The 24,106-nt window shown below is 66.1% G+C and carries 19 protein-coding genes; 16 read left to right on the top strand and 3 right to left on the bottom strand.

Going from position 1 to position 24,106, the window contains the following annotated elements; all coding sequences use genetic code 11:
* Positions 1–7 precede the first annotated feature (7 nt).
* From narJ to M3I54_RS19110, 4 genes are all read left to right on the top strand, one after another.
* The gene (narJ, locus tag M3I54_RS19125; RefSeq protein ID WP_254338624.1) at positions 8–709 is read left to right on the top strand and encodes a nitrate reductase molybdenum cofactor assembly chaperone; all 702 of its coding nucleotides are present in this window, start codon (positions 8–10) and stop codon (positions 707–709) included.
* Positions 706–1,389, top strand: a complete 684-nt coding sequence (gene narI / locus M3I54_RS19120; RefSeq protein WP_254338623.1) for a respiratory nitrate reductase subunit gamma — start codon at positions 706–708, stop codon at positions 1,387–1,389. The genes narJ and narI overlap by 4 nt, the downstream gene beginning before the upstream one ends.
* 273 nt (positions 1,390–1,662) lie before the next feature.
* Positions 1,663–3,654 (top strand): type IV pili methyl-accepting chemotaxis transducer N-terminal domain-containing protein, encoded by a 1,992-nt coding sequence (locus M3I54_RS19115; protein ID WP_254338621.1) that lies wholly within the window; start codon positions 1,663–1,665, stop codon positions 3,652–3,654.
* A gap of 72 nt (positions 3,655–3,726) precedes the next feature.
* Positions 3,727–4,431, top strand: coding sequence for a response regulator transcription factor (locus M3I54_RS19110; RefSeq protein ID WP_254338619.1), 705 nt, complete (start codon positions 3,727–3,729; stop codon positions 4,429–4,431).
* 29 nt (positions 4,432–4,460) lie between these two features.
* On the opposite strand, the gene M3I54_RS19105 is transcribed toward M3I54_RS19110, so the two are convergent.
* Together M3I54_RS19105 and uvrA are read right to left on the bottom strand one after the other, a co-directional pair.
* Positions 4,461–5,546 carry an AI-2E family transporter gene (locus tag M3I54_RS19105; protein WP_254338617.1) on the bottom strand — a complete coding sequence of 362 codons (1,086 nt, stop codon included), beginning with the start codon at positions 5,544–5,546 and terminating at the stop codon, positions 4,461–4,463.
* A gap of 106 nt (positions 5,547–5,652) precedes the next feature.
* Positions 5,653–8,544 (bottom strand): excinuclease ABC subunit UvrA, encoded by a 2,892-nt coding sequence (uvrA, locus tag M3I54_RS19100; protein ID WP_254338615.1) that lies wholly within the window; start codon positions 8,542–8,544, stop codon positions 5,653–5,655.
* Positions 8,545–8,764: 220 nt separating this feature from the next.
* Between uvrA and M3I54_RS19095 the strand changes: the two genes are divergently transcribed.
* From M3I54_RS19095 to M3I54_RS19070, 6 genes are all read left to right on the top strand, one after another.
* Positions 8,765–9,940 (top strand): MFS transporter, encoded by a 1,176-nt coding sequence (locus M3I54_RS19095; protein ID WP_254338613.1) that lies wholly within the window; start codon positions 8,765–8,767, stop codon positions 9,938–9,940.
* A gap of 151 nt (positions 9,941–10,091) precedes the next feature.
* On the top strand, positions 10,092–10,646 hold the full coding sequence (locus M3I54_RS19090) for a single-stranded DNA-binding protein (protein ID WP_254338611.1): 555 nt from the start codon (positions 10,092–10,094) through the stop codon (positions 10,644–10,646).
* A gap of 279 nt (positions 10,647–10,925) precedes the next feature.
* Positions 10,926–12,593 carry a hydroxylamine reductase gene (gene hcp / locus M3I54_RS19085; protein WP_254338608.1) on the top strand — a complete coding sequence of 556 codons (1,668 nt, stop codon included), beginning with the start codon at positions 10,926–10,928 and terminating at the stop codon, positions 12,591–12,593.
* Between the two features lie 17 nt (positions 12,594–12,610).
* Positions 12,611–13,633: a 2Fe-2S iron-sulfur cluster binding domain-containing protein gene (locus M3I54_RS19080; RefSeq protein WP_254338606.1), complete on the top strand. Its 1,023-nt coding sequence runs from the start codon at positions 12,611–12,613 to the stop codon at positions 13,631–13,633.
* A 153-nt stretch (positions 13,634–13,786) separates the two neighbouring features.
* Complete coding sequence (locus M3I54_RS19075) at positions 13,787–14,455, top strand: transcriptional regulator (protein WP_254338604.1); 669 nt, start codon at positions 13,787–13,789, stop codon at positions 14,453–14,455.
* Positions 14,452–15,423: a threo-3-hydroxy-L-aspartate ammonia-lyase gene (locus M3I54_RS19070; RefSeq protein ID WP_254338602.1), complete on the top strand. Its 972-nt coding sequence runs from the start codon at positions 14,452–14,454 to the stop codon at positions 15,421–15,423. The genes M3I54_RS19075 and M3I54_RS19070 overlap by 4 nt, the downstream gene beginning before the upstream one ends.
* A 6-nt stretch (positions 15,424–15,429) precedes the next feature.
* On the opposite strand, the gene M3I54_RS19065 is transcribed toward M3I54_RS19070, so the two are convergent.
* Complete coding sequence (locus M3I54_RS19065; protein WP_254338600.1) at positions 15,430–16,305, bottom strand: LysR family transcriptional regulator; 876 nt, start codon at positions 16,303–16,305, stop codon at positions 15,430–15,432.
* A gap of 136 nt (positions 16,306–16,441) precedes the next feature.
* On the opposite strand from M3I54_RS19065, the gene M3I54_RS19060 reads away from it, so the two are divergent.
* From M3I54_RS19060 to M3I54_RS19035, 6 genes are all read left to right on the top strand, one after another.
* Positions 16,442–17,764, top strand: coding sequence for an MFS transporter (locus M3I54_RS19060; protein ID WP_254338598.1), 1,323 nt, complete (start codon positions 16,442–16,444; stop codon positions 17,762–17,764).
* Positions 17,765–18,011: 247 nt separating this feature from the next.
* Positions 18,012–18,653, top strand: coding sequence for a response regulator transcription factor (locus tag M3I54_RS19055; RefSeq protein ID WP_254338596.1), 642 nt, complete (start codon positions 18,012–18,014; stop codon positions 18,651–18,653).
* A gap of 59 nt (positions 18,654–18,712) precedes the next feature.
* Positions 18,713–19,438, top strand: a complete 726-nt coding sequence (locus tag M3I54_RS19050; protein ID WP_309249623.1) for a response regulator transcription factor — start codon at positions 18,713–18,715, stop codon at positions 19,436–19,438.
* 26 nt (positions 19,439–19,464) lie between these two features.
* Positions 19,465–20,148 carry a response regulator transcription factor gene (locus M3I54_RS19045; RefSeq protein ID WP_254338594.1) on the top strand — a complete coding sequence of 228 codons (684 nt, stop codon included), beginning with the start codon at positions 19,465–19,467 and terminating at the stop codon, positions 20,146–20,148.
* A 239-nt stretch (positions 20,149–20,387) separates the two neighbouring features.
* Complete coding sequence (locus M3I54_RS19040) at positions 20,388–20,930, top strand: aquaporin (RefSeq protein ID WP_254338592.1); 543 nt, start codon at positions 20,388–20,390, stop codon at positions 20,928–20,930.
* Positions 20,931–20,951: 21 nt separating this feature from the next.
* On the top strand, positions 20,952–24,106 hold a 3,155-nt coding region (locus tag M3I54_RS19035), incomplete at its 3' end, for an ATP-binding protein (protein ID WP_254338590.1).

Here is a 24,106-nt window from a genome sequence, read left to right as displayed (position 1 = left end):
CACCATCATGTCGATTTATCCGGTTCTCTGCGCGCTGCTCGATTATCCCGAGCAGCCCTTGGTCGACGCGCTCGACGAGATCGAAACCGCGCTCGAAGCCCTGCCGAACGGCGCATTCGCGGTGCGCGAACTGGCGCCGCTCATCCTGGCGCTGCGCGAGCGCTCGCTTGTCGAGTCGCAGGAAGCGTACGTGGCCACCTTCGACCGCAATCCGCGCCACTCGCTGCATCTGTTCGAGCACGTGCACGGCGAGAGCCGCGCGCGCGGCCAGGCGATGGTCGATCTGCTCGATGAATACCGCAACCATGGCCTCGACGTCGCGACGAGCGAACTGCCCGACTACGTGCCGCTCTTTCTCGAAGTGCTCGGCCTGATTGGCGAGGACGAGGCGAGTGCGCTGCTTGGCGAGGCAATTCACGTACTCGCGGCGCTTGGCAATCAGCTCGAGAAGAGTGAAAGCCCCTACGCGGGCATCTTCACGGTGCTGTGCGAGCTGAGCGATGTCGAGCCGCTGCCGCTCGTGGGCGCGCCCGTGCGCGACATGGACGAGGCGCTCGAACGCTTCGGCACCGGCGCGGACGGCGTAGAGCCGCTCATGCACACGTTCGGCGCGAGCAACTCGCCGCAGGTCGTTCAGTTCCACCCGCGAGCGCAGTTTGCCGTGGCCACCGCGACAACTTCGGCCGCCTGTGCAAAGGAATCGCCATGAACACGTTCAGTCAGTTTTTGTTCGGCATCTATCCGTATATTGCCGCCGCCATCTTCCTGTTCGGCAGCCTCGCGCGCTTCGAGCGCGAGCAGTACACGTGGAAGGCGGACAGTTCGCAGTTGCTCTATCGCGGGCATTTGCGGCTTGGCAACATTCTCTTTCACGTCGGCGTGCTCGGGCTTTTCTTCGGGCACCTGTTCGGTCTGCTCACGCCCGTTGCCGTGTGGGACTGGCTCGGCGTGCCGCACGCGGTCAAGCAGCTCGTGGCGATGGTCGCGGGCGGCGTGATGGGCTCGATGTGTCTGGTGGGCCTCGCGATCCTGCTGCACAGGCGGCTTTCGAACGCGCGTGTTTCAGCCGTGACGCGTGTGGGCGACAAGGTGCTGCTGTTGTGGCTGCTCGTCACGCTGCTGCTCGGGCTGAGCACCATCGGCGAATCGGCGAGCCACATGGACGGCGCGATGATGGTGCGGCTCATGACCTGGGCGCAGCACATCGTCACGTTCCGCGGCGACGCCGCGAGCTACGTGGCAGACGCGCCGCTCATCTTCCGCATGCACCTCTTCATGGGCATGACGCTGTTCGTGATCTTCCCGTTCACGCGGCTCGTGCACGTGTGGAGCGGGTTCGCCTCGATCACCTATCTCTCGCGTGCCTGGCAGCTCGTGCGCAGCCGCTAGCGGCCAATGTTTGCCTCTGGACGGCCGTGGGGATGGTCGTTCTTCGCGGGGAGCGAGGCACACTCGCATTCCCCGCTTTTTTTCACGATGCGCACAGGCCATGGGGCGGCGCGGCATGGTTCGCCGGTTCTCGCCCGCGAGGCAGGTGATCTGGCGCATAGTGTCGCAGTTGGCCGTGCAGACCGTGACATAGCGCGCGATCGGCTGCGCTCCGTCAGATAATGGAGGGTAAAGGCGCCGCCGTTTCGGCGCAGCCGATTCCCGGTCCCGGCCATGACTTCGTCTTCCGATTCCGCAACCGCATCTACCGGATGTTCTGGCGCGCAGGCAGCGCCGTTCCCGAAGCGGCTCTCCACGCGCATCGTTGTGCTTTCCACGGTTGCGCTCGCGCTCGTGCTCGCGATGATCAGCGGCACGCTCTGGCTCTCCTGGCAGCTCGAGGGCGGCGGCGCCGCGATCAACGACGCGGGCAGCCTGCGCATGCGCGCGAACGCGGTGGCGATCGCACTGTGGGAAGCCCGCACCGGCAGGCCTTCGCAAGTCGACGCCCAGATGCACCAGCTCGACGAGACGCTGCGCGAATTGCGCGACGGCGATCCGGCGCGGCCGCTCTTTCTTCCCGCCGATGCGGGCATCCACGCGCAGTTCGAACGCGTCGCGACCGCCTGGAAGCAGACGCTCACGCCGGCTGCGCTGCGCGACCTCGCTGCCAGCGGGGGCGAGCCCTCGACGTACATCGGCCTGCTGCCCGGCTTCGTCGACGACGCGAACCGCCTTGTCAGCCTGATCGAGCGCGAGAACGCGCGCAAGACCGCGTGGCTGCGTATTTCGCAGGTCGCGCTCGCTGCGCTTTCGTGCGTAGGAACGATGGCGATCGTCTATCTCCTCTACCAGTGGTTCGTGGCGCCGGTGCAGCGCTTGCAGGACGGGCTCGCGCGCATCGAGGCGCGGGAGTTCGACACGCGGTTGCCGGTCGAAACGTACGACGAATTCGGTCATCTCACGCAAGGGTTCAACCGCATGGTCGCGGAGTTGCAGGCGCTGTACCAGGACCTTGCCGAGCGCGTGGACGCCAAGACGGCGCAACTGGCGGCGCAAAACCGCGAACTCGCCACGCTCTACGAGATGGCGGCGTTCCTCAACACGCCGGGTCCGGCGGAAAGCGTGTGCCACGATTTCCTCACGCGCGTGATGCGCGAATTCGACGCCGACGGCGGCACGGTGCGGGTCGTTTCGCCTGACGACGGCAATCTGCATCTGCTCGTCTCAGAAGGCATGCCCGAATCGATCACGCGCGCGGAGCAGTGCATGCCGGCGGCGGACTGTGCGTGCGGCGGCGCAACGGCCGAGGCGCCGGTCGTATTCGGCCTGATGGCGCAGCCAGGTGCGCGCGCGGCCGGCGGCGAAAGCGGCCAAAGCGGCGCTTTCACGCAGCGCTGCCTGAAGGCGGGCTTCGTGAGCGTCGCGGTGTCGGCCATCGTCGCGCAGAACGAGACGCTCGGCACGTTCTCGCTGCACTTCCGGCGCGAGCGGGAAATTCCGCCTTCGGGCGTCCAGCTGCTTCAGACGCTCGGCCGCCACCTCGGCGTCGCGCTCATGAACCGGCGGCTCGTGGCGCTCGGGCGCCAGCTCGCCGTGTCCGAGGAGCGCAATCTCGTCGCTCAGGGGTTGCACGACAGCATCGCGCAAGGCCTGAGCTTCCTGAAGATGCAAGTGCACCTGCTCGATGGGGCGGCGGAGCAGGGCGACCTCGACGAGATTCGCGAGATCGTGCCGCTTCTCGCGGGCGGCGTGGAGGAAAGCTACGACGACGTGCGCGAACTGCTGCTGAACTTCCGCACGAAGCTCGGCCCAGGCAAGCTGCGGCTCGCCGTGGAGGACACCGTGGCGCGCTTTCGCCGCCAGTCGGATGCCGAGCTGACGCTCGACTATCGCGACGAAGACGGGCCGCCGCTGCCGCCCGACCAGCAGTTGCAGGTACTTTTCGTGCTGCAGGAGGCGCTCTCGAATGCGCGCAAGCATGCCCAGGCGCTGCACGTACAAGTGAGCGTCGTGAATGCCCGCGACTTCCGCCTCACGATCGAAGACGACGGCGTGGGCTACGATCCCGCCGATATCGCCTCGCGCGGTGAATCGCACGTGGGTTTTCACATCATGCATGAGCGAGCGAGGCGTCTTGCCGCCGTGCTCACGCTGCAGAGCGCGCCGGGTCGCGGCGCGCGCGTCGAACTGGTGCTGCCCGCCGCGAGCCGCAAGGCCGCGTAAATGTGGCCAATGAACCTGGCCGATGGCGTTACGATCAGAATCAGAAGCCATCGCGACAAGACAACGATCCCCATGACCATACGTATCCTGCTCATCGACGACCACACGCTCTTTCGCTCGGGCGTGAGCGCGCTCCTGCAGCGCCAGCCTGACCTGGAAGTGGTCGGCGAGGCGTCGGACGGCGTGGAAGGTGTCAAGCGCGCGAAGCAGCACTTGCCCGACGTCATCCTGCTCGACCTGAACATGCCGGGCCTGTCGGGGCTCGAAACGCTGCAACTGCTGGTGGAAGACCTGCCGGACACGGCGGTCGTGATGCTCACCGTCTCCGAGGAAGCCGACGAACTCACCGCCGCGATGCGCGCGGGCGCGCGTGGCTTCCTGCTCAAGAGCATCGACGCCGACGCGCTAGTGGCGGCGATCCGCAAGGCCGCGAGCGGCCAGCCGGTCATTACCGAGCACATGACGGCGAAGCTCGTGGAGCAGATGCGCAAGCCTGCGCATTCGACCGGCGCGACCGGCACAACTGGCGCAGCGGGCGGCGCGCGCGCGAGCGCGGAGACGCTCACGGCGCGCGAGCGCGACATCGTGCGCGAACTGGCGCGCGGCGCGAGCAACAAGGAGATTGCGCGCACGCTCGACCTGGCGGAGAGCACGGTGAAGATTCACGTGCGCAACATTCTGCGCAAGCTCAATCTCACGAGCCGCGTGCAGGTGGCGATCTACGCCATGGGGCACGACGGCATGGCCGACGTGCCCGGCGAGCCGCGCGGGCGCTGAAGGCCGCGCGCGGGCTCGGGGAGAACGGCTCAGACGAGGCGCAGATAGATCAGTTCGCGCTTGATATACGCGTAGAAAATAGGCGCGGCGATCACGCCTTGAATGCCGAACGCGGCTTCCATCACGAGCATCGCGACGAGCAGCTCCCACGTGCGTGCCTCGATCTGGCCGCCCACGATGCGCGCGTTCAGGAAGTATTCGAGCTTGTGGATCAGGATGAGGAACGCGAGCGCCGTGACCGCCGCGGGCAGGCTCACGGTGAGCGCGATGGCGACGATCAGCGTGTTCGAGATCAAATTGCCGATCACAGGCAGGAGGCCCACCACGAAGGTCACCACGACCAGCATCTTCGCGAGCGGCAGCGGCGCGTGAAACACCGGCAGCGCGAGCAGCAGGAAGAGGCCGGTGAACACCGTGTTGATGGCCGAAATCTTCACCTGCGCGAACACGATGCGGCGGAACGCGTCGGCGAAACGCGACACGCGCGCGACGAATGCCGTGGAAAGCGGCAGCCGCGCGGCGTTCTTCTGCGCGCCAATGGCGATGATCGCGCCGATGATCATGCCGATCACGATATGCCCGAAGATGCGCGCGGCGTTCTTACCGCCCTGGCCGAGCTGGGTCGCGTGCTCGTGCATGAGGGCGAGCGCCTTGAGCTTCATCTGGGCGACGTCCACGGGCAAATAGGCGGCGATGGACTCGGGAATGCGCCCGCGCGCCTGGTCGACGAACGTCATCATCTGCGCCATGACCTTCTGCACGCTTGGAACGTCGTTTTCGAACTGCTCGATCACGCCCACGGTGAGCCCCGTGAGCACGCCCACGATCACGATGGAAACCAGCACCACGGAGAGCCAGCGTGCGCGGCTGCTCGACATGCGCCGCTCGATGAGCGGCGAAATGGTATGAACGAGCTGGAAGACGAGCATGCCCGCGAGGACCGCGCCGAGCAGGTTCAGGTGCAGTACCGCCAGCATGCCGGCGAGCGCGGCCACATAGCTGCCGATTTCCACTGCCGAAAGCTTCGGCAGGCTCATGTCGCTCGTGAGCCTGACCGGCCGTGGCCGCAGGTCGCGCACTTGTTTATCTTCGGTCGCTTCGTTGCGCTTGACCATATTGGGTGTATTCCGTCTCCAAACTACGGGGGCGCAAGCGCCCCGACCCGTTGTTGCTGCAGCTATTTCTACTGCTAAGTTTCCGGCCCGGTGCCCGCCTGGCGGGTCATTTTCCCGAGGCCGTGTCCAGCGCGGCAATCTGGCGCTTGAGCAGCGGCGCGAGATAGCGGCCCGTGAAGCTTGCCTTCGACTTCGACACCTGTTCGGGCGTCCCCTGGGCCACGATCTGCCCGCCGCCCGCGCCGCCTTCCGGTCCCATGTCCACGACCCAGTCGGCGGTTTTGATTACATCGAGATTATGCTCGATGATGACCACCGTGTTGCCCTGATCGCGTAGCCGGTGAATCACTTCCAGCAAAAGCGCGATGTCGTGGAAGTGCAGACCCGTGGTCGGCTCGTCGAGTATATACAGCGTGCGGCCCGTGTCCCGCTTGGAAAGCTCGAGCGAAAGCTTCACGCGCTGCGCCTCGCCGCCCGAGAGCGTGGTGGCCGACTGGCCGAGGCGAATATAGCCCAGGCCGACATCCAGCAGCGTCTTGAGCTTGCGCGCCACCACCGGCACCGCCTTGAAGAACTCGTAGGCGGCTTCCACCGTCATGTCGAGCACTTCGCTGATGTTCCGGCCCTTGTATTGAATCTCCAGCGTCTCGCGGTTGTAGCGCTTGCCGTGGCAGACGTCGCAGGGCACGTACACGTCGGGCAGGAAGTGCATTTCCACCTTGAGCACGCCGTCGCCCTGGCAGCTCTCGCAGCGCCCGCCCTTCACGTTGAACGAGAAGCGGCCCGATTCGTAGCCGCGTTCCTTGGCGGCCGGCACGCCCGCGAACAGTTCGCGGATGGGCGTGAAGAGGCCCGTGTAGGTGGCCGGGTTCGAGCGCGGCGTGCGCCCGATCGGCGACTGGTCGACGTTGATGACCTTGTCGAAGTGATCCAAACCCTCGATCGCCTCGAACGGCGCTGGTTCCGCCGACGATCCGTACAGATGCTGCGACACGGCGTGATAAAGCGTGTCGTTGATGAGCGTGGACTTGCCCGAGCCCGAGACGCCCGTCACACAGGTCAAAAGACCGACGGGCAGGTCGAGCGTGACGTGCTTGAGGTTGTTGCCGGAGGCCTCGACGATGCGCAGGCGGCGCTCGCCGGGATCGATGCGCTCGTCGGGATAGTCGATGCGGCGCGCGCCCGAGAGGTACTGGCCTGTCATCGAGGCCGGATCGTGCTCGACTTCCGCCGGCGTGCCTTGCGAAATCACCATGCCGCCGTGCTCGCCCGCGCCCGGACCCATGTCGACCACGTAGTCGGCCATACGGATCATGTCCTCGTCGTGCTCGACGACGATCACCGAATTGCCGAGGTCGCGCAGATGCTTGAGCGTGGAAATGAGGCGGTCGTTGTCACGCTGGTGCAGGCCGATGGACGGCTCGTCGAGCACGTACATCACGCCCGTCAAGCCCGAGCCGATCTGCGAGGCGAGGCGGATGCGCTGCGCCTCGCCGCCGGAAAGCGTCTCGGCGCTGCGGTCGAGCGAGAGATAGTCGAGCCCGACGTTGTTGAGGAACATGAGGCGCGCGACGATTTCCTTGACCACCTTGTCGGCGATCTCCCGCTTCGCACCTTCGAGGTGCAGCGTCTGGAAGTAGCCGAGCGTGTCGCGCAGCGGCCAGCCGCTCACTTCGTAAATGGCGCGCGCCTCTTCGCCCGCGCCGATGCGCACGAAGCGCGCTTCGCGGCGCAGGCGCGTGCCTTCGCAGTGCGGGCAGGCCTGGTTGTTCTGGTACTTCGAAAGCTCCTCGCGCACGGCGGCCGAGTCGGTCTCGCGATAGCGGCGCTCCAGGTTCGGGATGATCCCTTCGAATACGTGCTCGCGCACCGACGTACGGCCGCGCTCGTTGATGTATGAGAACGGAATCTCCTGCTTGCCCGAGCCGTAGAGCAGGATCTTGCGCACTTTCTCCGGCAGGTCTTCGAAGGCGGTGTCGATGTCGAAGTCGTAGAACGCCGCGAGGCTCTGCAGCATCTGGAAGTAGAACTGGTTGCGCCGGTCCCAGCCTTTGACCGCGCCCGCCGCGAGCGAAAGCGACGGGTGCGCCACCACGCGCTTCGGATCGAAGAACGTGATCTGGCCCAAACCGTCGCACTCGGGGCACGCGCCCATCGGATTGTTGAACGAGAAGAGGCGCGGCTCCAGCTCCGGCAGCGAATACGAGCAGATCGGGCAGGCGAACTTCGAGCTGAAGAGGTGCTCCCTGTTCGTGTCCATTTCGAGCGCGATGGCGCGCCCGTCGGCCAGGCGCAGCGCGGTTTCGAACGATTCCGCGAGGCGCTGCTTCATGTCGGGGCGCACCTTCAGCCGGTCCACCACCACGTCGATGGTGTGGCGCTCGCTCTTCTTGAGCTTGGGCAGCGACTCCACCTCGTAGATCTTCGCTTCCCCTTCGTTGGCCGTGCCGCCGCCCGAGCGCACCCGAAAGCGCACGAAACCCTGCGCCTGCATGTCATCGAAAAGCTCGGCGTGCTCACCCTTGCGGTCCACGATCACGGGCGCGAGGATCATCAGCTTCGTTTCTTCGGGCAGGGCGAGCGCGGCGTCCACCATCTGCGAGACGCTTTGCGACTCCAGCGGAATCTCGTGGTCCGGACAGTAGGGCGTGCCGATGCGTGCGTAAAGCAGCCGCAGGTAGTCGTGGATCTCGGTGACGGTGCCGACCGTGGAGCGCGGGTTGTGCGACGTGGCCTTCTGCTCGATGGAAATAGCTGGCGACAGACCCTCGATCAGGTCGACGTCGGGCTTCTCCATGAGCTGCAGGAACTGGCGCGCATAGGCCGAGAGGCTTTCCACGTATCGGCGCTGGCCTTCCGCGTAAAGCGTGTCGAACGCCAGCGAGGACTTGCCCGAGCCCGAAAGCCCGGTGATCACCACGAGCTTGTGGCGCGGCAGGTCCAGATTGACGTTCTTCAGGTTGTGGGTTCGGGCCCCACGGATACGGATCTGTTCCATGAACCTGCGGGAGAGAGGGAAACCAAACCTGCTACTATAACGACTTTTCCAGACCGCCGTTACGGCTTGCTGACGGTCTTTGAAAGGGCCCGGAGCGGCAAGTGCAAGGGCCTCGAAAGAGGCGCGTCAGGGAGCGTCCCGGTCAACAAACGTGCGGGCACTTGCAGTCCAAACACATAACGCTCCGATGTCCTCCAATTCACCCGCTACATCCTCACGCATGAGCGCGCCCGAGTTGCGCGCGACCATCTCGCTTGCGGCGATCTTCGCGCTGCGCATGCTCGGTCTCTTCATGATCATGCCCGTGTTTTCGGTTTACGCGAAAACCATTCCCGGCGGCGACAACCTTCTGCTGGTCGGCATCGCGCTCGGCGCGTACGGCGTCACGCAGTCGCTTCTCTATATTTTCTACGGCTGGGTTTCCGATAGGGTGGGCAGAAAGCCCGTCATCGCGACCGGTCTCGTCATCTTCGCGATCGGCAGCTTTGTCGCGGCGGGCGCGCACGACATGACGTGGATCATCGTCGGGCGGGTCATCCAGGGCATGGGCGCGGTATCGTCGGCCGTGCTGGCGTTCATCGCCGACCTGACCGCCGAGGAGCACCGTACCAAGGCCATGGCGATGGTGGGCGGCTCGATCGGCATGTCGTTCGCCGTGGCCATCGTCGGCGCGCCCATCGTATTCCACTGGGTTGGCATGAGCGGCCTGTTCGCGCTGGTTGGCGTGTTCTCGATTCTCGCGGTGGGCGTGGTGATCTGGGTCGTACCCGACGCGCCCAGCAAGCCCGTGCACGTGCGCGCTCCGTTTGCCGAGGTGCTGCACAACGTGGAGCTGCTGCGCCTGAACTTCGGCGTGCTCGTGCTGCACGCCACGCAAACGGCGCTCTTTCTCGTCGTGCCGCGCCTGCTCGTGGACGCGGGCCTGCCGGTCGCGTCGCACTGGATGATCTATCTGCCCGTCATGGGCCTCGCGTTCGTCATGATGGTGCCCGCTATCATCGTCGCGGAGAAGCGGGGCAAGATGAAGGCCGTGCTCGTTTCTGCGATCGGTCTTATTCTGATCGGCCAGCTTTTGCTTGGCTCGCTCGCGCATACACTTGTCATCGTGTCGGCCGTGCTGTTCGTGTACTTCCTGGGCTTCAACATCCTGGAAGCTTCGCAGCCTTCGCTCGTGTCGAAGCTCGCGCCGGGCAACCGCAAGGGCGCGGCCACGGGCGTGTACAACACCACGCAGTCGATCGGGCTCGCGCTCGGCGGCGTGGTGGGCGGATGGATGCTCAAGCACGAAGGCGCGAGCGCCGTGTTTTACACGTGCTCGGGGCTCGTCTTGTGCTGGCTTATAATCGCGGCCAATATGAAGGCGCCGCCCAAGCGGGCAGAAGCCAAGCGGGCTTGACCCAGGCGGGCCTGAGTTAGAACCAGCGGTTCACAGCAACGCAATTCGCGGAGGCGGTCCGCGACCGGCGAAGGCGCATGAGACACATCAGGCGCTCGCCGGCACGCACCGCGCGGCCGCTCCTCGCAACGGAATCAAACAGGAGAAATTCATGGCATCCGTGAACAAGGTGATCCTCGTCGGCAACCTCGGCGCCGAACCGGAAGTGCGCTATCTGCCGAGCGGCGACGCCGTGGCGAACATTCGCCTCGCCACGACCGACCGCTACAAGGACAAGGCGTCCGGCGAGTTCAAGGAAATGACCGAATGGCACCGCGTGTCGTTCTTCGGGCGCCTGGCCGAGATCGTCTCGGAGTACCTGAAGAAGGGCTCGTCGGTGTATATCGAAGGCCGCATCCGCACGCGCAAGTGGCAAGCGCAGGACGGCACCGACCGTTACTCGACGGAAATCGTCGCCGACCAGATGCAAATGCTGGGTGGCCGCAGCGGCGGCGCCTCGATGGGCAGCGACATGGGCGACGACGGCGGCTATAGCAGCCGTGAGCAGTCCGCACCGCGCGGCGGCGGCCGTACCGCAGGTGGCAACAGCGGCGGCGGCGCGCCGCGTTCGAGCGGCGGCGGTGCTGGCGGCGGCGCAGCTGGCGGCCGTTCGAACGCGCCGGCTGGCGGCGGCTTCGACGAGATGGACGACGATATTCCTTTTTAAAGCGTCCGAACGCATCTGCAGGACCTGAAGCCCCGGCTCGATCGCAAGGTCGAGCCGGGGCTTTTCATTTGCGCGTGCGGACCGGGCGAACTGAGCGAGTCGAACGCCGATTCGCTGCGACGTTTTCGCACACACAGTCGCTTCTCCGCCTCAAGCGACACGTTTTCTGATTTTTGTCACGGCAAGACTCCCGCCGGCGCGTCACCATTTAAAAGATGCATTGCTTTTGCATCTTACTAGACTGCTCGCGCCGTCACCCCACAAGGAAAGGAGAAAGCCGTGTTTTGCTATCAATGTGAACAGACCGACCGCACCCAGGCTACACCGGGGTGCGCCTCGGCCAAGGGCAACTGCGGCAAGGACGCCACCACTGCGGATCTGCAGGACCTGCTGATCTACGCGGCCAAGGGCATCGCACAGTATGGCGCGCTCGCGCGCGGCCTCGGCAGCGCCGATCGCGAAGCCGACCGCTTCATGCTCTACGCGCTGTTCACAACGCTCACCAATGTCAACTTCAACGCCGGCCGTTTCGTGGCGATGCTGCGCGAGGCCGCGCAACATCGCGATCGCGTGAAGTCGACCTGTGAGGCGCTCGCGCTCGCGCAAGGCGTCGCCGCTCCGCAGCCGGGCGGCGCAGCGCTCTGGCAACCGGGCAACGATCTCGCCGAACTGCAGGCGCAGGCCGCGCTCGTCGGCATCAAGGCCGGGCTCCCGAAGGTGGGCGAGGATGTCGTGGGCTTGCGCGCCCTCGTGCTCTACGGTCTCAAAGGTGTGTGTGCGTACGCCCATCACGCGCGCGTGCTCGGTTACGAGAGCGAAGAAGTCTACGCGGGCGTGGAGGCGGCGCTTGTGTTTCTCGCGAGCGAACCCACGCAGGCCGGCGATCTTCTTGAACATGCGCTCGCGCTCGGCAACCTGAACCTCAAGGTGATGGAACTGCTCGATGCGGCGAACACGGGCCGCTTCGGCATGCCCGAACCCACTGCAGTGCGCGTGACGCCGGCTGCGGGCAAAGCAATCCTGGTTTCGGGCCACGACCTTGGCGATCTGGAGGCGCTGCTCGAAGCAACCCAGGGCACCGGCGTGCAGATCTTCACGCACGGCGAGATGCTGCCCGCGCATGCTTACCCGAAGCTCAAGGCTTATCCGCATCTGGCAGGCAACTACGGCGGCGCATGGCAGGACCAGCAATCGGACTTCGCTAATTTCCCCGGCCCGATCCTGATGACATCGAACTGCCTGATCGAGCCGCTGCCGCAGTACCGTCAGCGCATCTTCACGACGGGGCCGGTAGGCTGGGCCGGCGTGCGCCATCTCGAGCATCACGCGTTCGCGCCGGTCATGCAGGCCGCGCTCGCGCTACCGGGCTTCCGCGAAACGGCGCCGGAGCAAACCATCACCATCGGCTTTGCGCGCAACACCGTGCTCGGCGTGGCCGACAAGGTGATCGACGCGGTGAAGGCCGGCCAGATCCGCCACTTTTTCCTGATCGGCGGCTGCGACGGCGCCGCGCCCGGCCGCAACTACTACACCGAGTTCGCGCAGGGTGCGCCCGACGACACCGTCGTAATGACGCTCGGCTGCAACAAGTACCGCTTCAACCGTCACGAGTTCGGCGACATCGGCGGTATTCCGCGCCTGCTCGATCTGGGCCAGTGCAACGACAGCTACTCGGCGATCCAGATCGCCATCGCGCTCTCGAAGGCCTTCGACTGCGGTGTGAACGATCTGCCGCTCACGCTCGTGGTGTCGTGGTTCGAGCAGAAGGCCGCCGCGGTGCTGCTCACGCTGCTCGCGCTCGGCCTGCGCAACATCCATCTCGGACCGACGTTGCCCGCGTTCCTCACGCCGAACGTCCTCGACATTCTCGTCAAGCAGTTCGGCATCTCGCCGATCGGCGAGGCGCAAGCGGACCTCGCCGCGGCGCTCGCACGCAAGGCCGCTTGAGCGCGGGTGAAAACGTCATGAGTTATCAAATCGAGCTCACCACGCGCGACGGCCAGGCGTTCGGCTTCGCCTGCGAGCCGGGGCAGGACGTGCTGAGCGCGGCGGCGGCGGCGGATATCACGCTGCCCTCGCAGTGCCGGCGCGGCAGCTGCGGCGCGTGCCACGCCACCGTAACCGAAGGTGCGTACACGCTCGGCGATCACAGCGCGGACGCGTTGCCGTCCGGCGACCCGCAGGCGGTTCTGCTGTGCCGCACGAGACCTTCGGCCGACTTGCGCGTCGCCGCGCCGTACGACCATACGAAGGTGCTGCGACAGCCGGTTGCCGTGCGCACGGCGCGCATCGCCGCGCTGGAAACGATCGCCGACGACACGCGCCGTCTCGAACTGCTTCTCGATGCCGACGACACCAGCGGCAGCGCCGCCGAGTTCGAAGCGGGCCAGTTCGCGGAGCTGGAGTTGCCGGAGGGCGGCCTGAAGCGCCCGTTCTCGCTTTCCAACACGAGCAACTGGGATGGGCGCCTCGAATTCCTGATCCGGCTGCGGCCGCAAGGCGCGTTTTCGGCGTATCTGCGCGAGCGGGCGCAGCCGGGCGACGTGCTCACCGTTCACGGCCCGCAAGGCGGCTTCGGTTTGATCGCCGACAGTCTGCGTCCGCGCTGGTTCGTGGCGGGCGGCACGGGTCTCGCTCCCGTGCTCTCAATGCTGCGCCGCATGGCCGAATTCGGGGAAATGAACGACGCACGGCTCTTCTACGGCGTGAATCGCGAGAGCGAGCTTTTCCTGCTCGACGAACTGGACGCGCTTCGGGCGGCGCTGCCGCAACTGCACGTCGAGCTTTGCGTGCTCGAAGCGGGTGATGGCTGGCAAGGCTCGCACCGCACCCCCGTCGATGCGCTCGCCGGCGCGCTCGGAGAGGGGCGCGCGGCGCCCGATCTCTACGTTTGCGGTCCACCCGCGATGGTGAGCGCCGCGCAGGCGGTGGCGGCGCGCGCGCGCGTGCCGTCCACGCAGTTCGTTAGTGAGCGCTTCACGGTCTGAGTGGCAATGCAGTATGCAGGTTTTCTTCGTGTCTGATTGACCTCGCCTTCGGGCGGGGTTTTTTTTCGCGCATCGGTGGCCATGCACGGCAACTCCGAGCGATCAATTCCAGTGATTGACATTCAGTCATTAACTGTCAAAATGTCCAATATCATGATGCCCACCCGCAAACCCCGTTCCGGCCATTCCACTGACGAAAACGCGCTGCTCCTGCGCGAAGGCGAGAAGATCGTCGCGGCGCTCGGCCAGACACTCGCCCCGCTCGTCGAGGTGGTGCTGCACGACCTCACGCGGCCCGAGCACTCCGTCGTGGCGATCGCGAACAATTTGTCAGGACGACACGTCGGCGACGCCGCCACCGAAATGGGTCTCGCGCGCATCATCGACTCCGGCTTTCCCGAAGTCGTGGCCAACTATCCGAACCGCTTTCCCGACGGGCGTCCGGCCAAAAGCACATCTATCGGCCTCAAAAACAGCGCGGGCGAGTACGTCGTGGCGCTCTGCCTGAACATGGATGTGTCGCTGATCGGCGCGGTGACGGCGGGCCTCGGCCAGCTGATCCAGACCAGCGCGGCTGCGCCTGTCGCCGAAACGCTCGCGCCGCGCGCCGTGGGCTGCGTGCGCGAGGCGCTGGAACGCTTCGCCGCCACGCGCAACACCACGCCCATCGGCATGACGCTCGCGCAGCGCCGTGAGGCCGTGCGCGAACTCGCGGCAAACGGAATGCTGAACTTGCGTCATGCGCTCGCCGACGTGGCCACCACGCTCGGCGTTGCGCGCTCGACCGTCTACACCTACCTGCCAGCCGAAGAACGACCATGAGCACTCTGCCTATTACCTTCGAAGACGTCGTCGCCGCCCACGAACGCCTGCGTGGCGTCGCGCACCGCACGCCGGTTCTGACTTCGCGCACCGCGAACGAACGCACGGGCGCGCAGCTTTTCTTCAAATGCGAGAACTTGCAGCGCATGGGCGCGTTCAAGTTCCGCGGCGCCTATAACGCGATCGCGCAGTTCACGCCGCAGCAGAAGGCGGGCGGCGTGATCACGTTTTCGTCGGGCAACCACGCGCAGGCGATCGCGCTGTCGGCGCGTCTGCTCGGCGTGAAGGCCGTGATCGTCATGCCGCACGACGCGCCCGCCGTGAAGGTGGAGGCCACGCGCGGCTATGGCGGTGAGGTCGTCTTTTACGATCGCTATACCGAAGACCGCGAGGCGCTCGGCAAACGGCTCGCGGCCGAGCGCGGCCTCACGCTCATCCCGCCGTACGACCACGCGCACGTGATGGCCGGGCAGGGCACCGCCGCAAAGGAGTTGTTCGAGGAAACGGGCGAGCTCGACCTGCTGCTCACGCCGCTTGGCGGCGGCGGGCTGCTCTCGGGCTGTGCGACCGCCGCGCATGCGCTCTCGCCCGCGTGCACAGTGATCGGCGTCGAGCCCGAGGCCGGCAACGACGGTCAGCGCAGCCTGCGCACGGGTGAGATCGTCCACATCGACACGCCGAAGACCCTTGCCGACGGCGCGCAAACCCAGCATCTCGGCAACCTGACCTTCGCGGTGATTCGCGAGCGCGTGAGCGAGATCGTCACGGTGAGCGACGCGGAACTCGTCGATACGATGAAGTTCTTCGCGAGCCGCATGAAGCTCGTGGTCGAACCCACCGGCTGCCTCGCGGCGGCGGCGGTGCTGCACGGCAAGGTGGACGTGCGCGGCAAGCGCGTGGGCGTGCTCATCTCCGGGGGCAACGTCGATCTGCTGCGCTTTGCAGAGCTGGTTCAGGCCGCAGGCTAAAGCGCCTCAACCGAGCAGTTCCGCGAGCGCCGCGCGCGCGTTCGTCACGTGCGCGGATTCGCCAGGCCGGCCCGGCAGCAAATGAAATTCGGCAGCAGGCAGTGCGGGCAAGCCGAATGAAGCCGGGCAGGGCATCAGTCCTTCGCCGATCGCCGACTCGTTCAGACACGAGATCCCCAACCCCGCCTTGAGCGCGAGCTGCAGCCCGGCCACACCCGAAGCCGAATGCGAAATCAGGTAAGGCATGCGCGCTTCGTCGAGCAGCCTCACTACGCGGCGCTGCAACTGGCAGGTCGCCGGCAGCAGCACGAGCGGCCAGGGCGGCGTGAGCGCGGGCCGCTCGCGCAGCGTTTGCGCTGCGCCCACCCACACCAGTTTTTCGCGCCGTATCGACGTGCTCTTGTGCGTGCCGCGGCCTTCCTCCATCAGCCGCAGCGACAAGCCGATGTCGTAGGCGTTCTCGTCGGCGCTGCTGTCGATCACGGCGCTCGGCAGCACGGTCACATGCAGACGCAGGCGCGGATGCTGGTTCGCGAAGCGCCGGATGATCTCGGCGACGTCGTGCGGCCGGTAATAGTCCGTGATCGCAATGCGCACTTCGCCGTCGAGCGTGCGGCCGAGCATGTCGTCGAAGGCGGCGTCGCAAAGCGCGACGATGCGGCGCGCGTGGTCGAGCAGTTTCGCGCCCGCGGGCGTGGCGGCCATGCCCTGCTTGCTGCGCACGAAAAGCGGCTGGCCTACGCGCTCCTCGAGCTTCTTGAGCTGCTCGCTCACCGATGACTGCGAGAGGAACACCCGCTCCGCACCCGCGGAAACACTGCCCGCTTCTGTGACGGCGATAAACGTGCGCAACTGCGCGAGATCGAAACCGCGTGCGTTCATGGTTCAGCTTGATCCGGTGCGTTTCATGCAATCTCATGATTCGGAAATTCCGAATCGTGAGATTGGAATTTCCCGCTTTTCCGATGGATGTTGCGCCTCTACGATGCCCTCAGTCAACCGTTTTCTGGAGGTCATCATGGGACGCAGTACAACGCGCGGGGCGGCACACCGCTGGAAAGTGCTCGCGGTGGGCGTGGCGGCCAACGCCAGTTTTGCTGCAGCGCTCGGCGGCATTCCCGCAACCGGGGTATTGATCCGCTCGGATTACCGCATCGGCACGGGCGAACTGGGTGTCGTGCTCGGCATGCTGGGACTTGGCATCGTGCTGAGCGAGCTTCCCTGGGGACTCCTGACGGATCGCTGGGGCGACCGGCGCGTGCTGCTCACGGGGCTTTCCACGACAGCGCTCGCACTCGTCGCGATGGCGCTCTGGGGCGCACCGTCGGGCGTGCACGCGCCCAGCGCGACGACGCTCGCGATTGGCCTGCTCGCGCTCGGCCTGCTTGGCGGAAGCGTGAACGGCTCGAGCGGGCGCGCGGTGATGGCGTGGTTCGCCACCCACGAGCGCGGCCTTGCGATGAGCATCCGGCAAACCGCCGTGCCAGCCGGCGGCGGGCTTGGCGCGCTCGTGCTGCCCGCGCTCGCCGAGCATGCGGGATTCGCGGCCGTGTACGGCGCGCTCGCTGTGATGTGTATGGTCTCCACCGTGCTCACGATCGTCTGGTTGCACGAGCCCGCGCACGAACAAGACGCCGCGCATGCGCCGCTCGTTTCTCACGAAGCGGGCGCGCAGGCACAACGCGCAGTCTCACCGCTGCGCAGCGTCACCGTGTGGCGCATGGTGACGGGCATAGGCGTGCTGTGCATTCCCCAAGTGGCGGTGCTCTCGTTCGCCAGCATTTTCCTGCATGACGTCGGCCATGCGGGTACGGCGGCAGTCAGCGCGACGCTTGCGGCGGTGCAGGGCGGCGCGGCGTTCATGCGGGTGTATGGCGGGCGTTGGACAGATCGGCACGGCGACCGGCGCATCTGGTTGCGCGGCTGCGCGGCGCTCACCGTCGCGCTGTTCGTTGTGCTTGCCGCGTTGACGGCTTTTGCGTCGCCAGCGCATCGCGCAAGCGCAGCGTTCGTCACGCTGCTTGCCGCGGTGATCGTGCTTGGCGGTATCGCCGCTTCCGCCTGGCATGGCGTTGCCTTCACCGAACTCGCGACGCTCGCGGGCAACGGTCGTGTGGGAACCGCGCTCGCCATGGGCAACACCGGCGCATTCGTTGCGTTCTTCGTCGCGCCTTCGGCGATCCCGCTGCTGTTGTCGTGGTTTGGGTGGCCTGCGGTCTGGGCGGCGGCCGCGCTTTGCGCCGCGCTGGCATGGCCCGCATTCGCGGCGCCGCGCGAGCGCAGCGACGCCGGGCGCACTGGCGAGAGTCGACAACGCGCTCGCGCGCGTGCCGCCGCTTGACAAGGCCATGTATGGGATTTGTCTCAAGAAATTGGGATCGAGGTGCGGAACGATTCTGCAAAGTCACCGTGATCATGCATAACTCGTGCGCGAGCGCGATATAAGCAATATCTAACGTTTCGGAAATCTCCGATTTCGACGGCGGCCTTTCAATGGTCAGATGAACGAACTTGCGGATGGTGTTGGTTGCCGATGCGCTCACGCTGCGCATCGCACCCACGCAAATTCACCTCGAAGGAGATTCAATGTGAAGTTACGTGTCGTCCTCGCCGACGATCATCCATTCGTTCTGCTTGGCATTCGCTCGGCGCTCCTATCGGGAGACGATATCGAGGTCGTGGGGGAAGCGTGCGGTGCGCGCGAGTTATTGCAGACGCTCGAAACCGTCCCGTGCGACGTGGTGGTCACTGACCTCAACATGCCGCCTGATTCCGGCGAAGCCGAGGACGGTCTGCGCCTCGTGCGGCATTTGCGCCGCGACTGGCCACATATCCCCGTGGTCGTGCTGACCAGCGTTGCGAACCCCGTCCTCCTGCGCGCGGTGGCGCACACGGGCGTGGTCGCCATGTTGCGAAAAACCGAGCCGATGGACGAACTCGCAGCCATCGTGCGCGGCGCCGCACAGGATCTCGCCCAATTCAGCCCCGCCACCGAGCGCGAACGCGAGGCCGCCGCCTGCCCATCCGACATGTGTGTGCCGAGTTTGACGCCGCGCGAATCCGAGGTGATCCGAAACTTCGCGAGCGGCAGTTCGATCACGGAAATTGCGCGCGCCCTCGGCCGCGACGTGCGCACGGTGAGCAGCCAGAAGCGTCACGCCATGGAGAAGCTCGGCGTGAGCAACGACGCGGGACTCTTCGCCTTTGTCAGGGCGTACGGACTTTTATGAACGTGCTTGCCTCATCGCTGTCGGATCATGCCGCTGCGGCTACCGCTTCCCAGCGCGCCATGCGTGACCACGACGAACCGCGCGCCTCCCTCGCAGCGCGCAGCATGACGGATACGGCCGACCTCGCGGCACCTGTGCGCGTGATCATCGCCGACGATCATCCGCTCGTGGTGTATGCGCTGGACAGCATGCTCGCCAACTATCCCAACATGCAGGTCGTCGCGCGTGGGCGCAGTGTGCACGAGCTGTTCGAAGTCGCGGCGCAGCATGCGTTCGATCTCGTTCTGATGGACCTCTACATGGCGTTGCCCGGCGAACTGGACGGACCCGAGGCCATCCGCGCCTTTCGCGCCGGGTTCCCGCAAAAGGCGGTGGTCGTGCTCACCATGGAAAGCGAGGCCTCGGTGCTGCGCAAGATCATCGAGATGGAGGTGGATGCGGTGCTCAGCAAGCGTGACCGCATCGACCTGATCCCTGTTGCGATCACGTCGGCGATGGCGCGCGAACAATACGTCGGGCCGGTCGTGCGCGACCTGCTCACGGAAGCGGCGCGCGGCGAGCGGCGCGAAGAGGTGCACCGCATTCTCACGCGGCGTGAATTCGAGGTGATCATGCACTATGCAACGGGACTCGGCGTGACGGAAATCGCAGGTCTGCTTGGGCGCAGCGTCAAGACGATCAGCGCGCAAAAGTGCGCGGCGATGAAGAAGCTCGCGCTCAGCAACGATATCGAGCTCTATCGCTTAGCGGTCGAATGCGGCGTGACGCAGGGCGAGCAAACCTGAGCGGTTCTTCGCAGGCAAGGTCTCCCATGGACGCTATCCGGGTCGTTCGAGAAAACGCGCTTCGCACGGGCAAGCCGCTGCGCGTGATCGTTGCCGACGACCACGCGTGCGTCCGGCTCGGCGTGGCCAGCCTGCTGCACGCAACGGGGCGGGGTCTCGTCGTCGGCGAAGCCGGCAACACGCTTGCGCTTGCCACGCAGCTCGATACGACTGACTGCGACGTCGTCATTTCCGATCTCTGCATGCCGGGGTTAGACGGCGAGTATGGCTCCCTCACCCTGCTGCGGCGCCTCGCGCAAACACGAGGCACGCCTGCGGTCGTCGTCCTGAGTATGGTGTCGATGCCGCGCGTTCTGACAGGCCTGATGCATCACGGCCTGAACGTCATCGTCGACAAGCGCGACGTCGCGCACGATCTCCTGCTCGCCGTTGACGCCGCGCGCGCGCGAACGCCGTTTCTCTCGGACCACGCACGCGAAACGCTCGCGCGCGCCGGCGCCGCGTGCGCCCCCTGCCTGGGTGTGCCGAGCGCGCGCGAATGGGAGCTTTTCCAGCTTTACGCGCAGGGTATGTCGGTGTGTCAGATTGCACAGCGGTTTCAGCGCAGCGGCAAAACAATCAGTGCACAAAAGCGCAGCACGATGCGCAAGCTGGGGCTCGTCACGGAGCGCGATCTGAGCGACTTCGCCAGGCAGATAGGGCTGGCCTGATTCATCCCCAGGTGGTGCACGTCCCCAATTTTTTCCCGCGTTCGCAGGAATTTCTCTCGCCTCGTCTTCCGCAATGCGCCCAGCGTTTTAAGAGTTCTCCTATCTGATTGCGGGGATCGTCTCTCCATAATCCCTAGTTCGACGCATGGCCCGTCAGATGTTGCCGTTCCGGGAGTGCGATCGAAGGAGGGCCTGGTCGGATCAGGGCCGAGATGTAGTCCGGACACGGAGATCAAACAATGAAGCTCGGTAGGCGTTTAGCGGTCGAGGGTGCAGGCACCGCGTGGCTCGTGTTCGCGGGTTGCGCAGCCACGAGGCTCAACGCGAGCCCGTCTGCCCAGGGCTTCAACGTTGTCGAAATGGCCGCGGCATTCGGGCTCGCGCTCCCGGTGGCGAACTACGCCGCCGCTCGCGCGGCGAGCGCCCACTTCAACCCGGCCGTCACGATTGGCTACACGGTTTCCGGGCGCTTTCCGGTGCGCGATACCGGGCCCTACCTCGCGGCGCAAACCATCGGGGCCATTCTCGGCGCGGCCTCGCTCGTACGCGCGGCCGGCGGGCGCCCGGGTTTTTCCGTCGCGGTGTCCGACCTCGGCAGCAGCGGCTATGACGATCATTCGCCGACCGACTACGCCCTCGCTGCCGTGTGCCTCCTGGAACTGGCTCAGCTCTGGCTCTTCTGGGCGGCGCCGTTGTTAGGGGGCGCCGCGGCTGGCATGGCGTACCGCCTCGTGAGCCGCCGCTCGCGCATTGTCTCCACGCTATCTCGCAACGGCGTTTGAAAGCCAGTCTGCCGCGCGCCGATGAAGTCGATTCACCGCATCTTCTGTCCTCGCGCGCGCCCGGCTGCATCGCGGCGGGCGCGCGGACTTGCGTGCCGACTCGCGTGCGTGTTCGCGTATCTCGGCGCGCTCGCCGCGGCATGGGTGCTCGCGTTTTCCGCGGCGGCGGCGAGCGCCGCGACCTCGGTAAGCGATGGCGTGTTCGGCTCCGGCGTGGCGCACACGGAAGCGTTCGAGCACTATCGGCTCGTCATGGTTGGCCGCCGCGACGAGCCGATGGCGCGCTCGCTTGCCGACTTTGCGCGCCGCCGCATTGTGCTGGCACCGCACGCGCCGGAAATGCAGGAACTGCCGGGTACCCAGGTCGTGCGCGCCGCAAGCCTCGACGCGGGGCTCGCAATGGTCGGTCGCCACGAGGCTGATGTGCTGGTGGGCAACGCGGCCGCGCTCGACGAGCCGCTCAGCGGCACCTATCTCGACACATTGAAGGTGCTGGGTGCGGTAGGTGTCGACGATTCGACGGCATTTGCGATGTCGCCCGTCGAACAGCAGCAGATCCGCAATCGCTGGATCGCTGCCGTCTCCACCCGGTCCGGTGGCTGGAGCATGAACGCGCTGCGGCTCCTGCCGCTCCTGATCGTGTTCGGCGTGCTGCTGCTCGTCACGCTGCGCGCCTACGTGCTGCTCCAGCGCGAAATGCACAGGCGGCGGCGCGCGGAGCAGGTGCTCGCGCGCCAGGTGGAACTGCAGGACACGATGATGGAGATGATCCCGTATCCGCTCTGCGCACGGGATCTCGAAGACCGCTACCTCGCGATCAATCGCGCCTACGAAGAATCGACGGGCCTGGCGCGCGCCCGGGTTCTCGGGCGCACGGGTTCGGCCGTGATGGCATGGGGGCCCGAAAACAGCCGCCGCATGGACGATCTCTACCGGCTCACGATCGTCGAGGGGGAGAGCCAGCGTGTCGAACTGATCTTCGAGAACGCGCTCGGGGAGGCTCGTCATGGCATTTTCTGGACGCACCTGTGCCGCTGCCCGCAGGGCGCGCCGTTCTGCGTGCTCGGCACGATGATCGATGTCACCGACATTCGCCGCGCCGAGTTGCGCGAACGCGAATCGGAGCGGCTTCTCTCGGAGGTGACGGGTTCGCTGCCCGCGATCGTGTTCCAGTTGCGCCGCGCGCCCGATGGCCGCTACTGGTTTCCGTACATTGGCGGCGACACGCAGCGGCTCCTCGGCGACACCGTCGAGGATCTTCGCCGCGCTCATTCGGTCGATCTCTCGCGGGTGGGGCGACATGATCGCGCGCGCCTTGCCTTGCAGCTCGAACGCTCCGCGCGCCGGTTCATTCCCGTGCACGCCGAGTTCCGCTTTCAGGGCGCGGCCGGATTCGTGTGGGTGCGCGCGGAGTTCGCGCCGCGCCGCGCCGAAGATGGCGCGATCGTCTGGAGTGGCTATGCGCTGGATGCGAACGTCGAGCACGCGCGCGCAGACGAACTCGAGCACGCACGCGATACCGCAGAGGCGGCCTCTCGCGCAAAGGACGATTTTCTCGCCATGATGAGCCACGAGATCCGCACGCCGATGAACGGCGTGCTGGGTCTCGTCGAGGTGCTCGAGCGCACGCCGCTCAACCCCGACCAGGCGCAAATGGTCGACATGGTGCACGAATCTGCGGGGGCGCTGCTGCAGATACTCGACGATCTGCTCGACTACTCGAAGATCCAGGCCGGCCATCTCGTGATTGACACGCAGCCGTTCGACGTGCGCGAACTCGTCGACAAGGCCGTCGGGCTGCTGGCCGCGCGTGCGCACGAGAAGGGGCTGAAGGTGCGCGTGGATGTGGAGCAGGACGTCGCGGCGCTCTTGCGCGGCGACAGCGTGCGGCTACGGCAGATCCTCTTCAATCTGCTCGGCAATGCGATCAAGTTCACGCTGGTGGGCGAGGTGAGCGTGCACGTTCGCGCACGCGATGTCGGCGGCCGCGGCGGCGCGCGTGTCTGCCAGCGGCTGTCGATCTCGGTGGCCGACACGGGAATCGGCATTGCGCCCGAAGCGCAGGCGCAGCTCTTCGAGCCGTTCGTGCAGGCCGAGACCTCGACCACCCGACGCTTCCGCGGCACGGGGCTCGGCCTCACGATCTGCCGCAAGCTCGCGGCGCTGATGGGCGGCACGCTCGAACTGAAGAGCGAAGTGGATCGCGGCACCTGCCTTACGCTGCAGATCGAATTGCCCGTGGAGGTGCGTAGCGGCACGGCCGCCGGGCTGCGCGGCAAGCGCGCGCTCGTGGCGTGCGAGGACGCGAGCGTCGCCGCCGCATTGATGCATTTTGGCGTGGCGCTCGGCATGAAAATGCGCCGCGTCGCGCCAGCGGACCTCGCCCGCGCCGCGAGCGCGGACAAGGCCGACCTGGTATTCGTGTCGGAAGCGCAGGTCGAGCGGTTGGGCAAACTCGGCGCGCCTGTGCTTTGCCTGACGGAGAACCCGAAGCCAAGCGGTTATCGCGTTGCCGAGAGCGGCGTGCGCGTGAGCGTCAACCCGTTGTCCTGGCGTGGCTTGAGCGCAGTTTGTGCGTTGGCGCTGGCGGGGCTGCCGGTCAAGGCTGCCAGCCCGCCGCGTGCCGTCACCGATGTCGAGACGACACCCCCGGCGCCCGATCGCGAGCGGGAACGCGCTGCCGGCCGCCTCATCCTCGTGGCGGAGGACCATCCGGTGAATCAGGAGCTAATCCGCCATCAACTAGCGTTGATCGGGTTCGCGTGCGACGTCGTCGACGACGGTGCGAAGGCGCTCGAAGCGTTGGCCGAATGCGAATACGGCTGCCTGATAACCGACCATATGCCGAACGTGTCGGGCTACGATCTCGCGCGGCGCGTACGCGAAATCGAGCAGAAGGCGCGCGGCGTGCGGCGCTTGCCGATACTCGGCATCACGGCCAATACGGCGCCCGAGAACATGAGTCGATGCAGCGAAGCGGGCATGGACGATTGCCTCATCAAGCCCACGCGCGTGGCCACGCTGCGCGAGTATCTCGCGCGCTGGTTCGGCGTGGAGGGCATGCGGCGCACCCTGCAGGACGAAGCCCGGCGCGAGGCGGGCGCGAACGGACAAGCGGCGGGGCAAGCCGCGTCGGGGGCTTCAAGGGCTTCGAAGGTTGCGGGGGCATCGGGCGG

Origin of the sequence: Paraburkholderia sp. CNPSo 3274 (assembly GCF_024206475.1) — a bacterium.
Classification (GTDB): Bacteria; Pseudomonadota; Gammaproteobacteria; order Burkholderiales; family Burkholderiaceae; genus Paraburkholderia.
The sequence above is the reverse complement of the archived record's forward strand: the minus strand, read 5'-3'. Positions and strand labels throughout refer to the sequence as shown.

What these genes read in the sequence shown, in the direction of transcription:
- M3I54_RS19070 (WP_254338602.1), top strand. Translation starts at nt 14,452, where the DNA reads ATGAGCACTCTGCCTATTACCTTCGAAGACGTCGTCGCCGCCCACGAA.
- M3I54_RS19075 (WP_254338604.1), top strand. Translation starts at nt 13,787, where the DNA reads ATGATGCCCACCCGCAAACCCCGTTCCGGCCATTCCACTGACGAAAAC.
- M3I54_RS19065 (WP_254338600.1), bottom strand. Translation starts at nt 16,305, where the DNA reads ATGAACGCACGCGGTTTCGATCTCGCGCAGTTGCGCACGTTTATCGCC.
- M3I54_RS19110 (WP_254338619.1), top strand. Translation starts at nt 3,727, where the DNA reads ATGACCATACGTATCCTGCTCATCGACGACCACACGCTCTTTCGCTCG.
- M3I54_RS19115 (WP_254338621.1), top strand. Translation starts at nt 1,663, where the DNA reads ATGACTTCGTCTTCCGATTCCGCAACCGCATCTACCGGATGTTCTGGC.
- M3I54_RS19040 (WP_254338592.1), top strand. Translation starts at nt 20,388, where the DNA reads ATGAAGCTCGGTAGGCGTTTAGCGGTCGAGGGTGCAGGCACCGCGTGG.
- M3I54_RS19105 (WP_254338617.1), bottom strand. Translation starts at nt 5,546, where the DNA reads ATGGTCAAGCGCAACGAAGCGACCGAAGATAAACAAGTGCGCGACCTG.
- uvrA (WP_254338615.1), bottom strand. Translation starts at nt 8,544, where the DNA reads ATGGAACAGATCCGTATCCGTGGGGCCCGAACCCACAACCTGAAGAAC.
- M3I54_RS19060 (WP_254338598.1), top strand. Translation starts at nt 16,442, where the DNA reads ATGGGACGCAGTACAACGCGCGGGGCGGCACACCGCTGGAAAGTGCTC.
- M3I54_RS19080 (WP_254338606.1), top strand. Translation starts at nt 12,611, where the DNA reads ATGAGTTATCAAATCGAGCTCACCACGCGCGACGGCCAGGCGTTCGGC.
- M3I54_RS19050 (WP_309249623.1), top strand. Translation starts at nt 18,713, where the DNA reads ATGCGTGACCACGACGAACCGCGCGCCTCCCTCGCAGCGCGCAGCATG.
- M3I54_RS19090 (WP_254338611.1), top strand. Translation starts at nt 10,092, where the DNA reads ATGGCATCCGTGAACAAGGTGATCCTCGTCGGCAACCTCGGCGCCGAA.
- narI (WP_254338623.1), top strand. Translation starts at nt 706, where the DNA reads ATGAACACGTTCAGTCAGTTTTTGTTCGGCATCTATCCGTATATTGCC.
- narJ (WP_254338624.1), top strand. Translation starts at nt 8, where the DNA reads ATGTCGATTTATCCGGTTCTCTGCGCGCTGCTCGATTATCCCGAGCAG.
- M3I54_RS19095 (WP_254338613.1), top strand. Translation starts at nt 8,765, where the DNA reads ATGAGCGCGCCCGAGTTGCGCGCGACCATCTCGCTTGCGGCGATCTTC.
- M3I54_RS19045 (WP_254338594.1), top strand. Translation starts at nt 19,465, where the DNA reads ATGGACGCTATCCGGGTCGTTCGAGAAAACGCGCTTCGCACGGGCAAG.